Raw genomic sequence first — 16700 nt, 5'->3', positions numbered from 1 at the left:
ACGGGGTGGCCCATGTCGTGTTGGCCAGCCGCACCGGGGCCGATGGCCAGGGCGTGCCGGAGTTGGTGGATCGACTCACAGCAGCCGGGGCACAGGTGTCGGTGGTCGCCTGTGACGTCGCGGATCGGGATGCGTTGTCCGGGCTGCTTGCTGGACTGCCCACCGAATATCCGCTCAAGGGCGTGTTCCATGCTGCCGGGGTGCTCGATGACGGGCTGATCGCGTCGCTGACACCGGGTCGAGTGGACACGGTGTTGCGGGCCAAGGTGGACGGCGCGTGGAACTTGCACGAGCTCACCCGCGACATGGATCTGTCGGCGTTTGTGATGTTCTCCTCGATGGCCGGCATCGTGGGCTCCCCGGGCCAGGGCAACTACGCCGCGGCCAACAGCTTCCTCGACGAATTGGCGACCTACCGGCGAGCGCACGGTCTGGCGGGATTGTCGATCGCCTGGGGACTATGGGAGCAGGCCAGCGGCATGACCCAACACCTCAGCGAGCGCGACAAAGCACGGATGAGCCGGGCCGGGTTGGCGCCGCTGTCCACCCCGCATGCGCTGCAGCTGTTTGACGAGGCCATGCTCGCCGACCGTCCGCTGCTGGTGGCCGCCCGCATCGACTCTGCCGGGTTGGGCGCGGGCGGTGCCGTCCCGCCGGTGCTGCGTGACCTGGTCAGGCGGCCGGGTCGACGACTGATCAGCGATGCCGACGCAGCGGTGTCGACGTCGGGTCTGGCCGCCCGTTTGCAGGGACTCAGTCCCGAGCAGCGTCACCATCAGTTGGTGGAACTGGTGTGCACCAACGCCGCCACCGTGCTGGGCAGGTCCAACGCCGACATCGAGGCTCAGCTGCCGTTCCAGGACCTCGGGTTCGACTCGCTGACGGCGGTGGAACTGCGTAACCGCATCAAAATGGCTACCGGACTTACCCTTTCACCGAGCCTGATCTTCGACTACCCCACACCCGCGGCGCTCGCCGAACACATCGACGAACAACTCAGTTCGGTGACCACGAGCGCGCCCGCGGCCGCCCCGGACCAACTGGCGCGTTTCAACGACATCGCCCGCGAACTGCAAACACTGGTCAACCAACCCAATTGGACGCCGGACGAAAAAACCCGCTTGGCCGCCCGCATCCAGGCGATCGCGAGCGAGCTGGCATCCCCACCACCGCTGACCAGCGAATCACACGTCATCGACGATGACATCACCACCGCCACCGAACGTGAACTCTTCGCGATCCTCGATGACGATCTCAGCCCCTGATGTCACCCACTGACGTCGCAGTCATCGGCCTCGCCTGCAGGTTGCCCGGTGCCACCACCCCGCGGGACCTGTGGCAGCTCGTTCGCGACGGGTTGGAGGAGAACCGGCTTCCCGGCGACATCGCCGAATTCGACGCCGACTTCTTCAGTCTGTCGCCCCGCGAGGCCAGCGCGATGGATCCGCGTCAGCGGGTCGCCCTCGAGCTGGCCTGGGAACTGTTCGAAGACGCCTTCCTGGTACCGGAAACCCTGCGCGGCGAACAGGTTTCCATCTACCTCGGGGCGATGACCGACGACTACGCCGTGCTGACGCTTCGCGACGGCGCGGACAACCTCGACCATTACTCGTTCGGCGGGGTCGCGCGGGCGATGATCGCCAACCGGATCTCCTATGCGCTCGGCTTGCAGGGGACCAGCATGATCGTCGATTCCGGTCAGTCGTCCTCGCTGGTCGCGGTGCACCTGGCCTGCGAAAGCCTGCGCGCGGGTGAGTCAGCGCTGGCGATAGCCGGCGGCATCCACCTCAACCTGGCCGACGAAACCGCAATGCTCGAAACGGAATTCGGCGCGATGTCGACATCCGGCCACACCTACGCCTTCGACGGACGCGCGGATGGCTACGTGCGGTCCCAGGGTGCCGGCATGGTCCTGTTGAAGCCGCTGGCCGCCGCGCTCCGGGACGGAAACAGAATTCGCGCTGTCATCCGCGCCAGTGCGGTCGGTAATGCCGGCCATCGCTCCGCCGGCCAGACCGTGCCGTCGGTTGCCGGGCAATCCGACGTCATTCGGCGGGCGCTCGTCCGGGCCGGCCTGAGCTCCGACGACATCGACTATGTCGAGGCGCACGGCACCGGAACGGAAGTCGGTGATCCGGTCGAGGTGCGGGCACTGGGTGAGATCTTCGCCGAGCGTCACCAGAACCCGGTTCGTGTCGGCTCGGTGAAGACCAACATCGGCCACACCGGCAGTGCCGCCGGAATCGCGGGCCTGCTCAAAGCAGTTCTGGCCGTCGAAAACGCGGTGATTCCGCCAAGTCTCAACTACGACCCAACCGCTGTCGGCAACGACCTGAAAGGCTATGGGCTGCAGGTTAATACCGGGTTGACACCGTGGCCGATCGGGGACCGGCCGCGGCGGGCCGGTGTGTCGTCGTTCGGAATGGGCGGGACGAATGCGCATGTGATCGTCGAGCAGGCGCCCGCGCAGCCGGAAAGTGTTGTCGCCGAACCGCAACAAGTGACCCCGTCGCCCTGGGTCCTGTCGGCGCGTTCGGAGCAAGCCTTGATCAACCAGGCCGGACGGTTGGCCGCCCACCTCGCCTCCGACGACGCCGCGACCGTGACGGATGTGGCGTGGTCGCTGGCCACCACGCGGTCGGTCTTCGAACACCGGGCGGTGCTGGTGGGCAGCGATCGGACAGCGCTCACCGCGGGCTTGACACGGTTGGCCACCGGAGCCCCGGCCGCGGTCACCGGCCGTGCTCGACCAGCCGTCAAGAACGCGTTCGTGTTTCCCGGCCAAGGTTCGCAATGGTTGGGGATGGGCCAGCAGCTCTACGACCGCTTTCCGGTCTTCGCCCGGGCATTCGACGAGGCCCTCGACGCGTTAAATGTCCGGCTGCGTTCGGGTTTGCGCGACGTGATCTGGGGGGTCGACGCAGAGTTGCTGGCGAATACCGAATATGCGCAGCCGGCACTGTTCGCCATCGAGGTGGCCGTGGCGAAATTGCTGCAAAGTTGGGGAATCGAGCCCGATCTGGTGATGGGTCATTCGGTGGGGGAGATCACCGCTGCGCACATCGCCGGCGTGCTCACGCTCGACGACGCCGCACGCCTCGTCGCGGCCCGGGGCCGCTTAATGTCGGCGTTGCCGGCCGGCGGCGTGATGATCGCAGTGGCCGCCGGCGAGGACATCGTAAGCCCGTTGCTCGCCGACGGCGTGGCGATCGCGGCCGTCAATGCGCAGAACTCCGTTGTGCTTTCGGGCGCCGAAGCCCCCGTGGCCGCCATGGCCGACCGGTTGGCACAGCAGGGGGCACGGGTGCATCGCCTCGCGGTGTCGCATGCCTTTCATTCGGCGCTGATGGAGCCCATGATCGACGAATTCTCTCGGCTGATAGCTGACGTCAAAGCCGACGAACCACGGATTGACCTGGTGTCCAACGTGACTGGTGAGTTGGCCGGCGCCGACTACGGAACGGCAGAATACTGGGTCGAACACGTACGCCGTCCGGTACGCTTCGTCGACGGCGTCCGGTTGGCGGAAGCGCTGGGGGCCAACGCTTTTGTCGAGGTGGGCCCTGCCGCCGGCCTCAGTGCGGCGGTCGAGCAGTCGCTGAACACCGAGCATGCCGCCGCGGTTGCCACGCTGGTCAAGGAGCGGCCCGAAATCGACGCGCTCATGAGCGCGGCCGGGCAACTCTTCGTCAACGGCGCGGCGGTCGACTGGCCGTCGATCGTGGCCGGACTGGGTGGCCGGCGTATCGAGTTACCGACGTACGGCTTTGCCCGGCAACGGTTTTGGTTGGGATCGAACCGGGACGCACCGGCGCCGCTGATCGACCGGGCGGCGGGTCTGGCCGAGGAGTTGCGAGCAATGGCCCCCGAGGACCAGCACCGGCAGCTGGTGGAACTGGTACGCGCGCACGCGGCAACGGTGCTGGGGCACTCGAGCGGTCGCGACATCGACGCCGAACGCGCTTTTTCCGACATAGGCTTTGAATCGCTGTCCGGCGTCGAACTCCGCAACCGTCTGAAAGCCGCAACCGGGTTGGCTTTGTCGCGCACGCTGATCTTCGATTTCCCCACCCCGTCGGCGTTGGCCGATCAGCTGCGTCGGCAACTGCTGCACGACGAATGCGAAACGTCCGACGACGAGAAGACGTGGGCGGCGCTGAGAAAAATTCCGCTGGGCGAACTTCGGCGAACCGGATTGCTCGACAAGCTCTTGCTGCTCGCGGGCGACTCGGAAACGCCGCGTGCCGATCTCGAAGTCGACGATGGCGTCATCGACTCGTTGAGCGCCGATGCGTTGATCGCTATGGCTTTGGAGTCCAATAAAGTCGATGATGTGGAATGACGAAATCCCTGCTGGCGAGCCTGATTCCGGGCGACCCCCTGCGGTTGTATCCGACACATGTTGAATAGCCGTATCTTTGCGGCCCTGAACCAGACCGCATAAGCTTTCGTGCAATGGGGGGAATCGTTTTAGGTAGAGGTTAGGTATGAGCGTCATCGCAGGTGTGTTCGGTGCAGTGCCACCGCACAGCTACAGCCAGGGCGAGATTACCGACCAATTCGTCAAATTCCCGGTCTTGCAGGAACACGAAGCGATCGTCCGGCGTCTGCATGCCGGCGCGAAGGTCAACAGCCGCCACCTCGTACTGCCTCTCGAGCAATATCTGTCCTTGACCGATTTCACCGAAACGAACGAAATCTTCATCGAAAACGCCGTCGACCTCGGCTGCGAGGCGCTGCTGGGTGCTCTCGACGAGGCGGGACTGCAACCCCAAGACGTCGACATGATCGCCACCACGACCGTCACCGGCGTCGCGGTGCCGTCACTGGACGCTCGCATCGCCGGGCGGATCGGCCTGCGCCCGGATGTGCGCCGGATTCCGCTGTTCGGCCTGGGTTGCGCCGGCGGCGCGGCAGGGGTGGCGTTCCTGCACAACTACCTGAAGGGTGCGCCGGACGGCGTCGCGGTCCTGGTGTCCGTCGAGCTCTGCTCGCTGACGTTTCCGACGGTCAAGCCGACCGTATCGGGGCTGGTCTCGACCGCGATGTTCGGCGACGGCGCGGCAGCCGTCGTGGCGGTCGGCGATCGTCGCGCCGACCAAGACCGGCAACTACGTGCCAGCGGCCCCGACATCGTCGATTCCCGCAGTCGCCTGTACCCGGAATCACTGCACATCATGGCGTGGAACGTCGGCCCCGCTGGGCTGCAGCCCGTGTTCTCCCCAGAGCTCGCCACGATCATCGAGCGCCACCTGGCCGGCGACGTCGACCGATTCCTCAGCCGGCACAGCCTGACCCGGGCCGAAATCGAGGCGTGGGTGGCCCATCCCGGTGGCCCCAAGGTGATCGACGCGATCGGCAAGAGCCTTGAGCTGCCCCCCGAGGCACTCGAGTTGACCTGGCGCTCACTGGGCGAGATCGCCAACCTTTCGTCGGCGTCGGTGCTGCACGTCCTGCGCGACACCATCGCCAAGCCGCCGACCAGCGGCAGCCCGGGCCTGATCGTCGCGATGGGACCCGGATTCTCCTCCGAGCTCGTGCTACTGCGCTGGCACTGAATCGGCGATTTCGACGACCAGCCCCGGGGTAGGACTGAGCGCGGCGAGGTTGGCCGCACGAATTCGCTGAGCGGGCAGCCGCAGCGTCGTTCGGGTCACTAGCCGGGCCAGCATCACCGTCATCTCGGTCGTCGCCATCACGGCGCCGATGCAGCGGTGCAGCCCGCCGCTGAACGGAATGAACTCATGCGGCGCGGGCTTGCGGTAATCCGGCGCGTCCGGGTCCCAGCGGCCCGGGCGAAACGCGCGCGGCTCCGGCCACACCTCGGGCAGCCGGTGGGTGACATAGGCGCTGAAGATCAGCAATCGGCCGGCGCGGATGCGGTGTCCGTCGAAGCTGAGGTCGCGCATCACCCGGCGGGCGGAGATCACGCCGGGGGAGTACAGCCGAAGCGTCTCCTGCACGACGCCGTGCAGATAGGTCAGCGCGTCGAGGTTGGCAGCGGTGGGCGGCTCGTCGCCGAGCACCCGCCGGGCCTCGGCGGCGGCGGTATCCCAGGCGCCCGGCAGAGTCAGCAGCGTGTAGATCGCCCAGGCCAGCGCACCGCTCGTGGTCTCGTAACCGGCGGTGATCAGCGAAATGATCGAGTCGCGAATCTCGTTGTTGCTCAACGCATATCCCTCGTCACCGCGACCGTTGATCAACATGGTCAACATGTGGTCGTCGGGTCTGGGCGTGGTGCGGGCGTCGGCGATCAGGCTGTCGATGAAGTCGTTGAGGCGCTCGCGGGCAGCCATCGCGCGGCGCCATCCGCGGGAGTTGAGACGCCGCTGCAGCACCACGACTTGCGGCAGTTGGTGCGTCAGATCCAGAAGCGGCTGGAGTTGATCACCGAGGAAGTCGGAGTGCGCCGCCAGGCGTGCGCCGAACAGGCTCTCGGCGGTGCTGCGCCGCACCGCGGAGCGGCACCGCTGGTAGATGTCCAGCCGTTGCCCCGGCCGCCAGCCGTCGATCACCGCGTCGATATTGGAGACCATGGTCTGCACGTAATCCTGGATCTGCCGGTGGCGCAGCCCCGGGGCCACAACGCTGCGGCGACGGCGGTGATCGTCACCGTCGCTGACGATCAGCGCGGTGGGCCCGTCGACCCAAGCGAGGCTCTCGAACGTCTGCGCCCAGCTGAACGCGTCGGCGTTGGCAAACACGAACTTGTTCGCCTCGGGGCCGAGCAGATAGGTGTAGCCGTGCCCGCCGACGCCGGAATTGATCACCGGGCCCCGCAGCCGGTACAGCGCGAGCAAGCCTTCGCCGGGAGGGTAGCGAACCGGTCCGTGCGGTTGCTTCGTCATGGTTTTCTCCCGACCCGGCTTGCGGCCGAACATCCGATTGTAGTGCCTCCAGACGCGGATTGACTTGGGCTGCTGGATACGCTGCGCAAGCGGCAACGGCCTACGGCCAGTTGATCATTCGAGCACTTCCGAGAGTTCGAGCCAGCGGCTCTCCAACGTGGTGACCTCGTCTTCCAGGCCGCGCAGCTCGCCGGTTAGCCGGGAGATCCCGACGTGGTCGGACTGGTCGTGGTTGGCGAGTTCGACGTGTTTGGCCGCGATCCGCTCGGCCAGCCGGGCGAGCTGGCGATCCAGCGAGGCGAGCTCCTTCTCGGCGGCGCGACGCTGCGCGCCGGACATCGCCTCGGATTCGGGTGTCGCGGGCGCCGGTGGCGCACCACCGGTCGACCGGGCGGCCAGGCGCAGGTACTCGTCGACGCCGCCCGGCAGGTGCCGCAGGCGGCCGTCGAGAATCGCGTACTGCTGGTCGGTGATGCGCTCCAGCAGATAGCGGTCGTGCGAGACGACGATCAGGGTGCCCGGCCAGGAGTCGAGCAGATCCTCGGTGGCGGTCAGCATGTCGGTGTCGACGTCGTTGGTCGGCTCGTCGAGTAGCAGGACATTCGGCTCGGACAGCAACGTGAGCATCAGTTGCAGTCGACGCCGCTGTCCGCCGGACAGCTCGCCGACGCGCGCCGAGAGCTGGCCGCGCCCGAACCCGAGCCGCTCCAGCAGCTGGGTGGGGGTTACCTCGCGGCCCTCGACCTCGTAGCCACCGCGCAGACCGGTCAAGACGTCGGCGATCCGGTCGTCGGCGTACTGGTTCAGCAGGTCGCCCTGTTGGTCGAGCACCGAGAGCGCAACGGTCTTGCCGCGCTTGACCCGCCCGGTGTCCGGCGTGACCGTGCCGGCGATCAACCCCAACAGCGTCGACTTGCCCGCGCCGTTGGCGCCGATGATGCCGGTCCGTTCACCCGGGCCGATGCGCCATTCGACGTCACGCAGCACCGGACGCCCTTGAAAGGGCGGGAACGAGACCGACACGTCCAGCAGATCGATCACGTCCTTGCCGAGCCGGGCGGTCGCGAGCTTGGCCAACTCGACGGTGTTGCGCAGCGGCGGTACGTCGGCGATCAGCTGGTTGGCGGCATCGATGCGGAATTTCGGCTTGGAGGTCCGTGCCGGCGGACCGCGGCGCAGCCAGGCCAGCTCCTTGCGCATCAGGTTCTGCCGCTTGGCCTCCACCGCGGCGGCCTGCCGGTCCCGTTCGACGCGCTGCAGCACGTACGCCGCGTAGCCGCCCTCGAAGGGTTCGACGATTCCGTCGTGCACCTCCCAGGTCGTGGTGGCGACCTCGTCGAGAAACCAGCGGTCGTGCGTCACGAGCAGCAGCCCGCCGGTGTTGCGCGCCCAGCGCTGTTGGAGGTGGCCGGCCAGCCAGGTGATGCCCTCGATGTCGAGGTGATTGGTGGGCTCGTCGAGGGCGATGACGTCCCACTCACCGATCAGCAGCTCGGCCAGCTGCACTCGCCGCCGCTGTCCACCGCTGAGCGTGGAAATCGTTGCATCCCAATCGATATCGGCGACCAGCCCACCGACCACGTCGCGGATGCGCGGATCGCCGGCCCACTGGTGTTCGGGCGTCTCGCCCACCAGCGCCCAGCCGACGGTGTGTTCGGGGTCCAGCGCGTCGGCCTGGCTCAGCGCGCCGACGCGCAATCCGCTGCGCTGGGTGACCCGCCCGGAATTGGGCGTCAGCTGACCGCTCAGCAGGCGAAGCAGGCTGGACTTGCCGTCGCCGTTGCGACCGACGATGCCGATGCGCGCGCCGTCATTGACTCCGAGCGAGATCGAATCGAAGACCACTTGAGTCGGGTATTCCAGGTGAACGGCCTCGGCCCCCAGTAGGTGCGCCACCGGGCCGACGCTAGCAAGGCGGGCCTGGACGCCGCGGCTAAGGCTGCTGCTGAAGATCCCCGAGCTGCTGCTGGAGCGCACCGACGACCGCCGCGACGGTGTCCTGGAGCTGCTGCTCTTCGTCGTCGGCGGTCACGACGGTGGCCGCCTGCGCCTTATGCAGGGCCTCGTTGAGGCGCTGCTGAACCGCTTCGGCGCCCATGCGCAGCAGCCCGGGTTCGATCTGCAGGCCAGTGAGCCAGCGATCCCCGTTGACGGTCACCGTTACGGTCTCGGTTTCGTCTGTGGCAGTGAAGGTTCCGGTGCTCGTGCGAAACGCATCATCCTCGAAGGCCGAGACGAACCGCTGCAAATGCTGCAGCGCTTCGGTCACCTGCGGGTCGGTCTGGCCGGTCATCGGAAGTCCTTACTCGCGGCACGCTTTTGCGGAGCATACCGATTGTGTTCTCGGCCGGGCCGATCGTCGGTGTACAACGCTTTAATGCTGGGTGACCGAACAACGTTTCGCGCCCGGACCGCAGCGGCGGCGCTGTTAAGCTGACGCCCCACATGCCGTCACGCAATCGGCACCGAGCGTATGCCGACCAGAACGTGCTCGTTGACAGATCCGGCTGGTGTAAAGGGGCTGTGTCGAATGGTGAACTGGGCTAGCTTAACCAGTCTGGTTTTGAAGCTCACGGCTAACTCCGCGGGCGCCTGGAAGAGTTACGCCCTGGATGGCGATATCGCCAATATGAGCATCAGTGTCGGCACGACATTTCAGTTGGTTCTCCAGGAGGGATTGAAGGCGCTCCCCGGTGACAGCATCAAAGATATGCTCGAACTGAAGCCGACCCTCTACCTCGAGAACGCCGTCGCGCTGGTCAGCCTGTTGGAATGGTTCAACGGGTTCGGTAAACCCGACAAGGGGACAGTGCTGACGGACGCGGCGAAACCGAATTTCGATGCGGCACTGGCTAACTTGAAACTCGCGGCGCCTGATGAACTGCGCTGGTCCGGGAAGGCATCGCTCGCGTACGGGCAGTTGATCCACGAGTTGCAAGAGTGCATAAAAGCGGTGCAGTCGACCGACAAGGACTTCCAAAGCTATGTGAAATCCGAGGCCGAGCTGGTTTTCAATGTGCGACAGCAATTCGGATATACAAAAGCTGCACTCGCCGCTTGTATTCCGGTGGCCTGGGCGATCTATTTTTATGCCTTGGCGGCAGCCTCCGCTGAAAACATCCTTTGGATTCCCCCGCTTACTCCTCAGATCGTTGCTCTGCAAACTACCAAGAGGTGGCAGATTGCGTTCATCGTGGCCGCCCTCGGCGCCCTCGGGGTCGAGACGGGAATCCACATTGACAAGGTCGCGTCGAACGCTGCCGCCATGCAGGCCGCCGTGCCGGCGAAGTATGACGCGGCTCGCGGCGCCTTGACCATGCCGAATCCGTCGAATGCCGCCGGAGTCCGTCACGCGGTGCCGGCATCCGGCGGGGGATCGATCGCTCCCGAGTTCCGCGCTGCCGGCGGCACCATCGCGGGCACCCCGTCGGGGCGACACTCCGTGGCGACCGACACGAGGGCCCACGGAGATCTCCCGGCAAGGGAGCATGCGCTACCGGAAGCGCCGGCCGCAGTGTCGAGCCAGGCCGCTGCGGCCGGTACCGCGCCGGCGTTCACGTCGCCCGTCGTCTCCCACCCGGCACCAACCGCGGTGTCACGGCCCACCAGCCACCGCAAAGAGACTGGGGCCGCGCCGGTCACCGGCACGGAGTCCGGGCTCGGGGTTGAGGTCGCCGATGTGGGAGCGGCTGCGGGTACAGCGGGTGCCGAGCGCGCGCCGATCGACCCCGCGGCGGACACCGCCGTGCAGGCACCGGATGCAAGCGCGGCCAGTCGTTAGAGAACTAAACCTATTGTGAGACAGGTGTTTTCGTTCGAGGAGACCAGCGCTGTGGAAAATGTGATAGTCGATCCGGCCTACATCGACAAGCTGCGCGACTCCCTGGCCGCCGTCCGTACCAGCGTTGACGCGGCCTTCGGGGCACCGCGATCTGTGACAGGCGGATACCCCGACAAACTCCTGGACAGCCACGGGCTTACCGCCCGCGCGGGCGCCAACGCCATGATGGCAGCGCTGGATGGGAACCGCGCAGCCGTGCAGGCGCGCTTCGCCGAATGCCTGACGGCGTGCGACCAAGCGCTGCAGGCGGCCAAGGCGATGTACGCGGGCACCGATGGGGCGCAGCGTGATGTCCTCGACCATCAGCTGGATGCCGGCAACTGACCGAGGTACCCGACTTCAAGAAAGAGAATGCGATGCCCCGAGACGACGACGGCCAGGACGACGTTTCCGCTCTTGTTTTCTTCGATACCCACCAGTCCGGTGCTGACGACGACAGGACCGCGGACAGGCAGGCCCTGACTTTCGCCGCCGGCGGCGATGTCGATGCGCCCTCGGCGGTCGATGCATTGCGATCTCAGGGGACGACGAGTCAACCCGTGGACGCGGCGCAGGAAGACGACGAAGGGTCCGGCTTCCTGGCCAAGGTGACCAACCCCCCCGGAACGGTCTCGATCACCGCACTGCCGGACGGCAGCGTCGTCCAGATCGAACTTTCTCCGAAGGTGACGAGCATGACCGAAGCAGCGCTCGTCGACGAAATACTCGCCATGGCCGAGCTGGCCCGGCAAAAGGGACTGGCCGGCCAGCAGGCGTTTCTCGTCGACGCCGTGCGGTCACTGGGATTGGGTCCTGGCGACGGAGTGGACGACGAACTCATCGTAGGGGCCGCGGAATTGCCGACACCGGAACAGGCCGAGGCGGCACAGGCGCACGTCTTCGCGAGCCGCTACGCCACTACCGACTGATCGTTGGACACGGCGTTTCAGCCCCTCCGCGCTGTCAACACTGCAGACGAGGAGAGGACATGACGATGGTCTATCCCGGCGACGGCCACGAGGCCGAATCCGTCCCCCAGCCATGGCCCGCCGAACAAGCATTCCGCGCCGGTGCACGCGCGGAGCAAGCGTTCCTACGGGCCAGAGCGGCGCAGCGGTCCGCGGCCATCAGCTTGGATGACTCAGCAGCCAGCCAGGACCGAACGGCCAAGGCCTTCGAAGCCGTGGCCGAACGCGAGCGCTGCGACCGCCAGCGTGACCGATATCTGGCCTACGCGGCCCGACACCGCGAGTTCGCGCAGGAGGATCGCGAGATGGCCTACCGGCTGCGCCGGAGTGCTGCCGACTGACGTGACTTACTTCGTGCCGTCGGAGGCCGGCGGCACCGGTGGAGGTGCGACGGGTTCGGCCTTGCGCGGGCGACGTCCGATGACACCTTCGGTCCACGGTCGTTCCTCGGTGTAGATGGCCGGATCGTCAGGCTGCACGCGCTTGGCTTTGGCGCCGCCTTGGTCCTGCGGGGGCATCGCGGGCATCGGCGGCGTGCCACCGATCTTGGCGCCATGAGCTCCCGCGCCGGAGTCCGACGCCGAGCCGGGCACGCGAGGCGCGACCTCCGAGACGGGCGCGGGCCGCGGGCCTCCCTGAGGTAGGCCCGGCCCCTGCACCGGAGCATGCACCGGGGGCGCCAGCGGATGTTCCACTCGCGTCGGCGGGGCGGCGCTGGCGCCGGCAACCGGGATGTTGATCCCGCCGCCCATCGTTCCGCCTGCCCCGTGTGTCACGTTGGGTACATGCCCGCCCGCGGGCAGCGGTGGCACCCACGGCACACCCGGCTTGGTGCCACCTGGGGGTACCGGGGGCGTCTTGGCGGCCATCCCTTTTGCCATGTTCGCGAATTGGCTTACCGTGCCCATCAGTTTCGACGCCGACGGGACCTTCGGCGTGCCGGCGCCCACCGACTTGGCCAGGGCAGCTTGCTGGGCGCCGATGGATTTGGCGAACGCCTGCTGCTGCTCCTTGGCCTTCTCCTGCGCCTCGTCCGCCATGTCGTGCGCGTGTTGTCGTGCCTTGCGCGCCTCTTCCAGTGCTTCTTGTCGCGCCTTGCGGGCCTCTTCTTCTGAATCCTGCCGTGCTTTACGCGCCTCTTCTCGAGCCTTCTCCGCCTCTTCCTTCTGCGCTTTCAGCATCGCTTGCATCGGCTGCATCGCCCGTTGCTGTTGCTTCTCCGCTAGTTCTTCCGCCTTCTGCTCGGGCGTCTTGAAGAGGTCCGCGTCGGCGCGGTCCGGTGGCATCGAAAGGTTGATGAGCGACCACGGCAATCCGGCCTGTTTGCGGTATTCGGCCCGCACGTCCTCGGACATTTTCTGCAGCCGCTTATAGGCCTCGTAGTCCCGGCTGGAGATCCTTTTCGCCAGCAGTTTGTTGTGTAGCGGTTCTACCTGTGCAGAAGTGGGGTGTTGAACGACGGCGACACAATGTGCTGACGCGAGCGCCCGCGCCTGTTGGCCGAGTAACGCGCAGTTTGCTGCCATCTGGTTCAGCCAGATCCGGTGCTGCTCGAACTGCTTCTCGACCTGGGTAACGGCCGTGCCGCGCCATGATTCGAACGGTCGGAACCGAATCGCGGCGTCGCGCAATTTCCCTTCGTACATGCTCCAGCTGTCGGCAAATCGGAACAATGCCGTCGCGCGCGCATCGCCGGCGTTGATTTGTTGCGCCGCGTCCCGTACCCGAAGAAATACGTTATCCGACTGCGCCACCAACGATTTCGATCCGTCGCCGATCCATGACGGGCTGGCGGGCGGCGGGACGAACGAGCCGACAGCGTCGGGTTGGAGTTGATACGTGGACGGGTGTCTCAGCGCGGCCGAGAAAGCCGGCACGGCGGACGCCACTTTGTTCGCGGCGTCCGCGTCGACCCCTTCGTATTTCTTGGCGGCTTCGACCAGCAACTGGGCCAGACGCCGCCACCGCTCTTCGCCCGCCTTGAGGGCCATCGCCACGTTGTCGGCGGATCGCTGCAGCACCGTGGCTGCATTCCGGACCATCGCCAGCTCGCACGGAGCCTTGGGCTGTTCATCGGGCCATTGCGGCATGGCTTCGGCCAGCTCCTTGGCCCTGGTGATCAACTCTTGCGGCTCGACACTCAGCGTCGATTGTGGACGTTCCGGCGGCTTGACAACACTCGGGACGCGCGGTTGCTGGACGCTGATCGGCGGCAGTCCGCGTGACGGGGGTGGGAGTTTCACCATCGCAATCCTGTTCTGCTGCTACCCATCCGGTAAGCACACGGGGGCGTCGCTATGAGCCGATCCGCATTACGGCCGGGCTGATTTGTCTGCCCGAGACAAACCCAACCTCTGGGAGCCTAAACGACAATTGGCTTTTCGTCGTGAGATCACCGCACTTTCGGCGATGAGTCAATCCTGTAGTCGCACTGGCGAATTGATTGAACAGGCGATGTAGAGAAAGTTAATCACGGGCAGCCGAGGATTCGTCATAAAGGCCGGCGGTGCGGCGGCGATAAGCCGGGTCGTTGAGTGCGGCGTCGTGGAGCGAGGCGAGGTGTTTCCAATACAGCCAGTCCGCTATCGCGCTGCGCCGGGTGTCCGGGTCGACCCGGCGGTGCGCCACCTGAAGCGCAAGCTGCTCGGCCTGAGATGCGTAGGCGTGAAACGCCCGCAGGTGTGCGTCCTCTCGGCCGGTGTAGGTGCTGAACATCGGTTCCATCACTTCGAACCACAGCATTCCTTCGTCTTCGGCCGGCGGGGTGACGTCCGCGGGCGCGGGCGGCAACCGGTCGCGCAAGCTCTCGTCGGGGACCGCCGCCAGCCATTCGGCCGCCTGCGGATCGACCACCTCCAACCGGGAGCGGCCGATCATCACCCCGCTGTCCGGGATGTCGTCGGGCTGCAGCGCGAACTTCTCCACGCCGGGTGCGGAATCGGCTAACTGCTCCTCGGTGGCGATGACCGCCCGCAGCTCGTATCCGTGGTGCTGGGCCCAGCCCTGCACCGCGATCACCGGGTAGGTCGCCCAGCTCGCCCGGTCGGCGACCGGAACCCCGTCGTCAGCACTGGCCAGGTAAACCGGATCGGGCAATCGCACCCCGTCGGGGATGTAGGCGATGCCATAACTATTGGCCAACACAATCGCGCCTTCGGTCGTCACCGCGGTCACCCAGAAGAAGCCGAAATCGCCCTCGTCGTCGCTGCCCGGCACGTTCAGCGCGGCGGCGATGCGCCGGGCCAGCAGCAAGGGATCGACTCCGTCACGGCGCGATGCGTCCGCGGTGGCTGCCTCGGCGACGGCATCGCGTTCGGCCCGCGCCGGTGATACCGGGATCGAGGCCATTACGGCGTCCCGCGTGCGGGGCGCTGGTGGCGTGGCGGCTGACGCGCTTGCCGGCTTGGATCCCGAGTCCGAGGCCGGGTCGGTGGCGACGGGGGAGGTGCCGGGCGATGCCGGTGGCGACGGCACGGTCGTCGGCGGGGTGGGGGCCGGGGGGCCGGTTGCACCGCCACCGGGATCCGGGGCCGCCGACGTTGGTGGGGTATGCGGGATCGCCGGTGCCGGTGGACCGTGCGGGGTTGCGGGAGTCAGCGGAGACGCCGGCGCCGCCGGACTCAATGGGGTGTGCGCGGCGGGCGGCGCGACCGGCATCGGGCGGGCCGGTTGGTCGTGGGCCGGCGGGGGCGCCAGCGGCGGGTGGTGCGCCGGCGCCGAGTGCGCCGTCGCAGGTCGCAGGGGTGCGATCGGCGGCTTGGGTGACCCCGCGAGTGACTGCGGGATTCCGCGGCCCCCTGCGCCGGCACCTGCTTGCGAAACCGAAAACAGGCCTCGACCACTCCCGCCTCGGGGCGGGCTCGACGCCGGCCGATCCTTTTGCGCTGCCGGATCCGGCGCGGTACGCGGATCGCCCGGTGGTTTGGAACCATCGGCTGTTGCCGGGCCCGGGCCGTTTTGGATGCCCGGTTCCGACTCGTCCGGTGTGCCGGGAGCATTACCTGTTCCCGGTCCATCCACCGTTTCTGGACCATCGTCGGCGCCCGGGCCTTCGTCGGCGCCCGGGCCGCCCGGAATCGCCTGATCACCCGGGTTTTGCGGGTCGCCGGACGCGTCCTGATCGGCGGATACGTCGCCCGCATCGGTCGACGTATCCACCGATGCGGGTTTTATCGCACCGGCTGCCGCGTCCGGGTCGGCGGGAGCGTCCCACGCCCCGGAGTCGAGGCCATTGCCCGGCTCCGGATCGGCCGGGCCTGCCCACGGTCCCGGACTGAAGGCATCCTCCGGCGCTTCCGAAGTCGGCGGCGCTGCGCCGCCGGCGAAGCCTGGGTCCGGCACACTGCTACCGGAGGCCGCGGAGTGCGGAAGCTGCTCCGGCGCTGGAGGTGGTGCCGACGACAATTGCGGACCGCCGCCCGGCTCCGGTGCCCGGGCTGCCGAATACGCGGAGCTGGGCGGCGGCGTCGCGGACTTGTCCTTCGCGCCGGTGAATTGGGACCGGTTCAGCTGGTCGCCCAGTTTCTGGTCAGTTTCGGCGTACCTGCGAGCGGCGGCAGCGATTTTGGATCCCGTCGCCGTGATGGCGGCTTGGGCGGCGGGTAACCCTTCAGTCACCGGGGCCTCGATCATCGGCATGGTCACGTTGATCGCTTCCGACACCGCATCCGACCCGGTCGCGGCCAACGGCGGCGGCGGCTCCGGCAGGGTCTGACTTCGCAATGTGGCGCCGGCGAGCTCGAGATGGAAGGGGTCGACGATCAGGTGTTCAGGCATCGCCCAAACTCCTTGCGTGGCGACGCATTCGATACCCCCGGACGCACTACATCGGTTGCAACACGATCGCGAACCGGCCCACGACAACGAGCAAACACAACGCCGGGCCGTCGGGAGCCTAACAGTTACCCGACCTGCGGCTTGAGATGTTTCGACGGCGTTGGCCTGGCGGGCGTACACCCGTAACCATGCACCCTCGCGCGCGGCCGCTGACATGGCCGCGAGAGCAAACAGCCTGACCAGAACCGCTAAGGACAGCGATGTGCCATGATGTCTCAGCTGTCGAGA

12 protein-coding genes are annotated in these 16700 nt (G+C 66.9%); 7 read left to right on the top strand and 5 right to left on the bottom strand.

The window, feature by feature from the left end:
• The 3 genes from ACAG21_RS16750 to ACAG21_RS16740 all read left to right on the top strand — a co-directional run.
• Positions 1 to 1265 (top strand): SDR family NAD(P)-dependent oxidoreductase (locus ACAG21_RS16750; RefSeq protein ID WP_370497326.1); only part of this gene is annotated, 1265 nt, incomplete at its 5' end.
• Positions 1265 to 4342 carry a type I polyketide synthase gene (locus tag ACAG21_RS16745; protein ID WP_370497324.1) on the top strand — a complete coding sequence of 1026 codons (3078 nt, stop codon included), beginning with the start codon at positions 1265 to 1267 and terminating at the stop codon, positions 4340 to 4342. The genes ACAG21_RS16750 and ACAG21_RS16745, both read left to right, overlap by 1 nt.
• 145 nt (positions 4343 to 4487) lie before the next feature.
• Positions 4488 to 5558, top strand: coding sequence for a type III polyketide synthase (locus tag ACAG21_RS16740; protein WP_370497322.1), 1071 nt, complete (start codon positions 4488 to 4490; stop codon positions 5556 to 5558).
• On the opposite strand, the gene ACAG21_RS16735 is transcribed toward ACAG21_RS16740, so the two are convergent.
• The 3 genes from ACAG21_RS16735 to ACAG21_RS16725 form a co-directional block, all read right to left on the bottom strand.
• Positions 5541 to 6848 (bottom strand): cytochrome P450, encoded by a 1308-nt coding sequence (locus ACAG21_RS16735; protein ID WP_370497320.1) that lies wholly within the window; start codon positions 6846 to 6848, stop codon positions 5541 to 5543. The two genes, ACAG21_RS16740 and ACAG21_RS16735, sit on opposite strands and share 18 nt — an antisense overlap.
• Positions 6849 to 6962: 114 nt before the next feature.
• Positions 6963 to 8744 (bottom strand): ABC-F family ATP-binding cassette domain-containing protein, encoded by a 1782-nt coding sequence (locus ACAG21_RS16730; RefSeq protein ID WP_370497319.1) that lies wholly within the window; start codon positions 8742 to 8744, stop codon positions 6963 to 6965.
• 37 nt (positions 8745 to 8781) lie between these two features.
• Positions 8782 to 9141 carry a YbaB/EbfC family nucleoid-associated protein gene (locus tag ACAG21_RS16725; protein ID WP_370497318.1) on the bottom strand — a complete coding sequence of 120 codons (360 nt, stop codon included), beginning with the start codon at positions 9139 to 9141 and terminating at the stop codon, positions 8782 to 8784.
• 237 nt (positions 9142 to 9378) lie between these two features.
• On the opposite strand from ACAG21_RS16725, the gene ACAG21_RS16720 reads away from it, so the two are divergent.
• Genes ACAG21_RS16720 through ACAG21_RS16705 form a run of 4 tightly spaced genes read left to right on the top strand, consistent with a single transcriptional unit; the run spans position 9379 to position 11977 of the window.
• Entirely contained in the window at positions 9379 to 10629 is a 1251-nt protein-coding gene (locus tag ACAG21_RS16720; protein WP_370497316.1) for an EspA/EspE family type VII secretion system effector, read from the top strand.
• A 24-nt stretch (positions 10630 to 10653) separates the two neighbouring features.
• The gene (locus ACAG21_RS16715; RefSeq protein ID WP_370497314.1) at positions 10654 to 11013 is read left to right on the top strand and encodes a type VII secretion target; all 360 of its coding nucleotides are present in this window, start codon (positions 10654 to 10656) and stop codon (positions 11011 to 11013) included.
• A 32-nt stretch (positions 11014 to 11045) separates the two neighbouring features.
• The gene (locus tag ACAG21_RS16710) at positions 11046 to 11597 is read left to right on the top strand and encodes a YbaB/EbfC family DNA-binding protein (protein WP_370497313.1); all 552 of its coding nucleotides are present in this window, start codon (positions 11046 to 11048) and stop codon (positions 11595 to 11597) included.
• 59 nt (positions 11598 to 11656) lie between these two features.
• A complete protein-coding gene (locus ACAG21_RS16705; RefSeq protein WP_370497311.1) occupies positions 11657 to 11977 on the top strand; it encodes a hypothetical protein in 321 nt (106 codons plus the stop codon).
• 6 nt (positions 11978 to 11983) lie between these two features.
• Here the strand turns inward: ACAG21_RS16705 and ACAG21_RS16700 are convergent, their stop codons facing one another.
• Both ACAG21_RS16700 and ACAG21_RS16695 read right to left on the bottom strand, forming a co-directional pair.
• A complete protein-coding gene (locus ACAG21_RS16700) occupies positions 11984 to 13879 on the bottom strand; it encodes a hypothetical protein (protein WP_370497309.1) in 1896 nt (631 codons plus the stop codon).
• Positions 13880 to 14102: 223 nt separating this feature from the next.
• Complete coding sequence (locus tag ACAG21_RS16695) at positions 14103 to 16412, bottom strand: hypothetical protein (RefSeq protein WP_370497308.1); 2310 nt, start codon at positions 16410 to 16412, stop codon at positions 14103 to 14105.
• Between the last annotated feature and the right edge of the window lie 288 nt (positions 16413 to 16700).

Origin of the sequence: Mycobacterium sp. pR1184 (assembly GCF_041287235.1) — a bacterium.
Lineage (GTDB): Bacteria > Actinomycetota > Actinomycetes > Mycobacteriales > Mycobacteriaceae > Mycobacterium.
The sequence above is the reverse complement of the archived record's forward strand: the minus strand, read 5'-3'. Positions and strand labels throughout refer to the sequence as shown.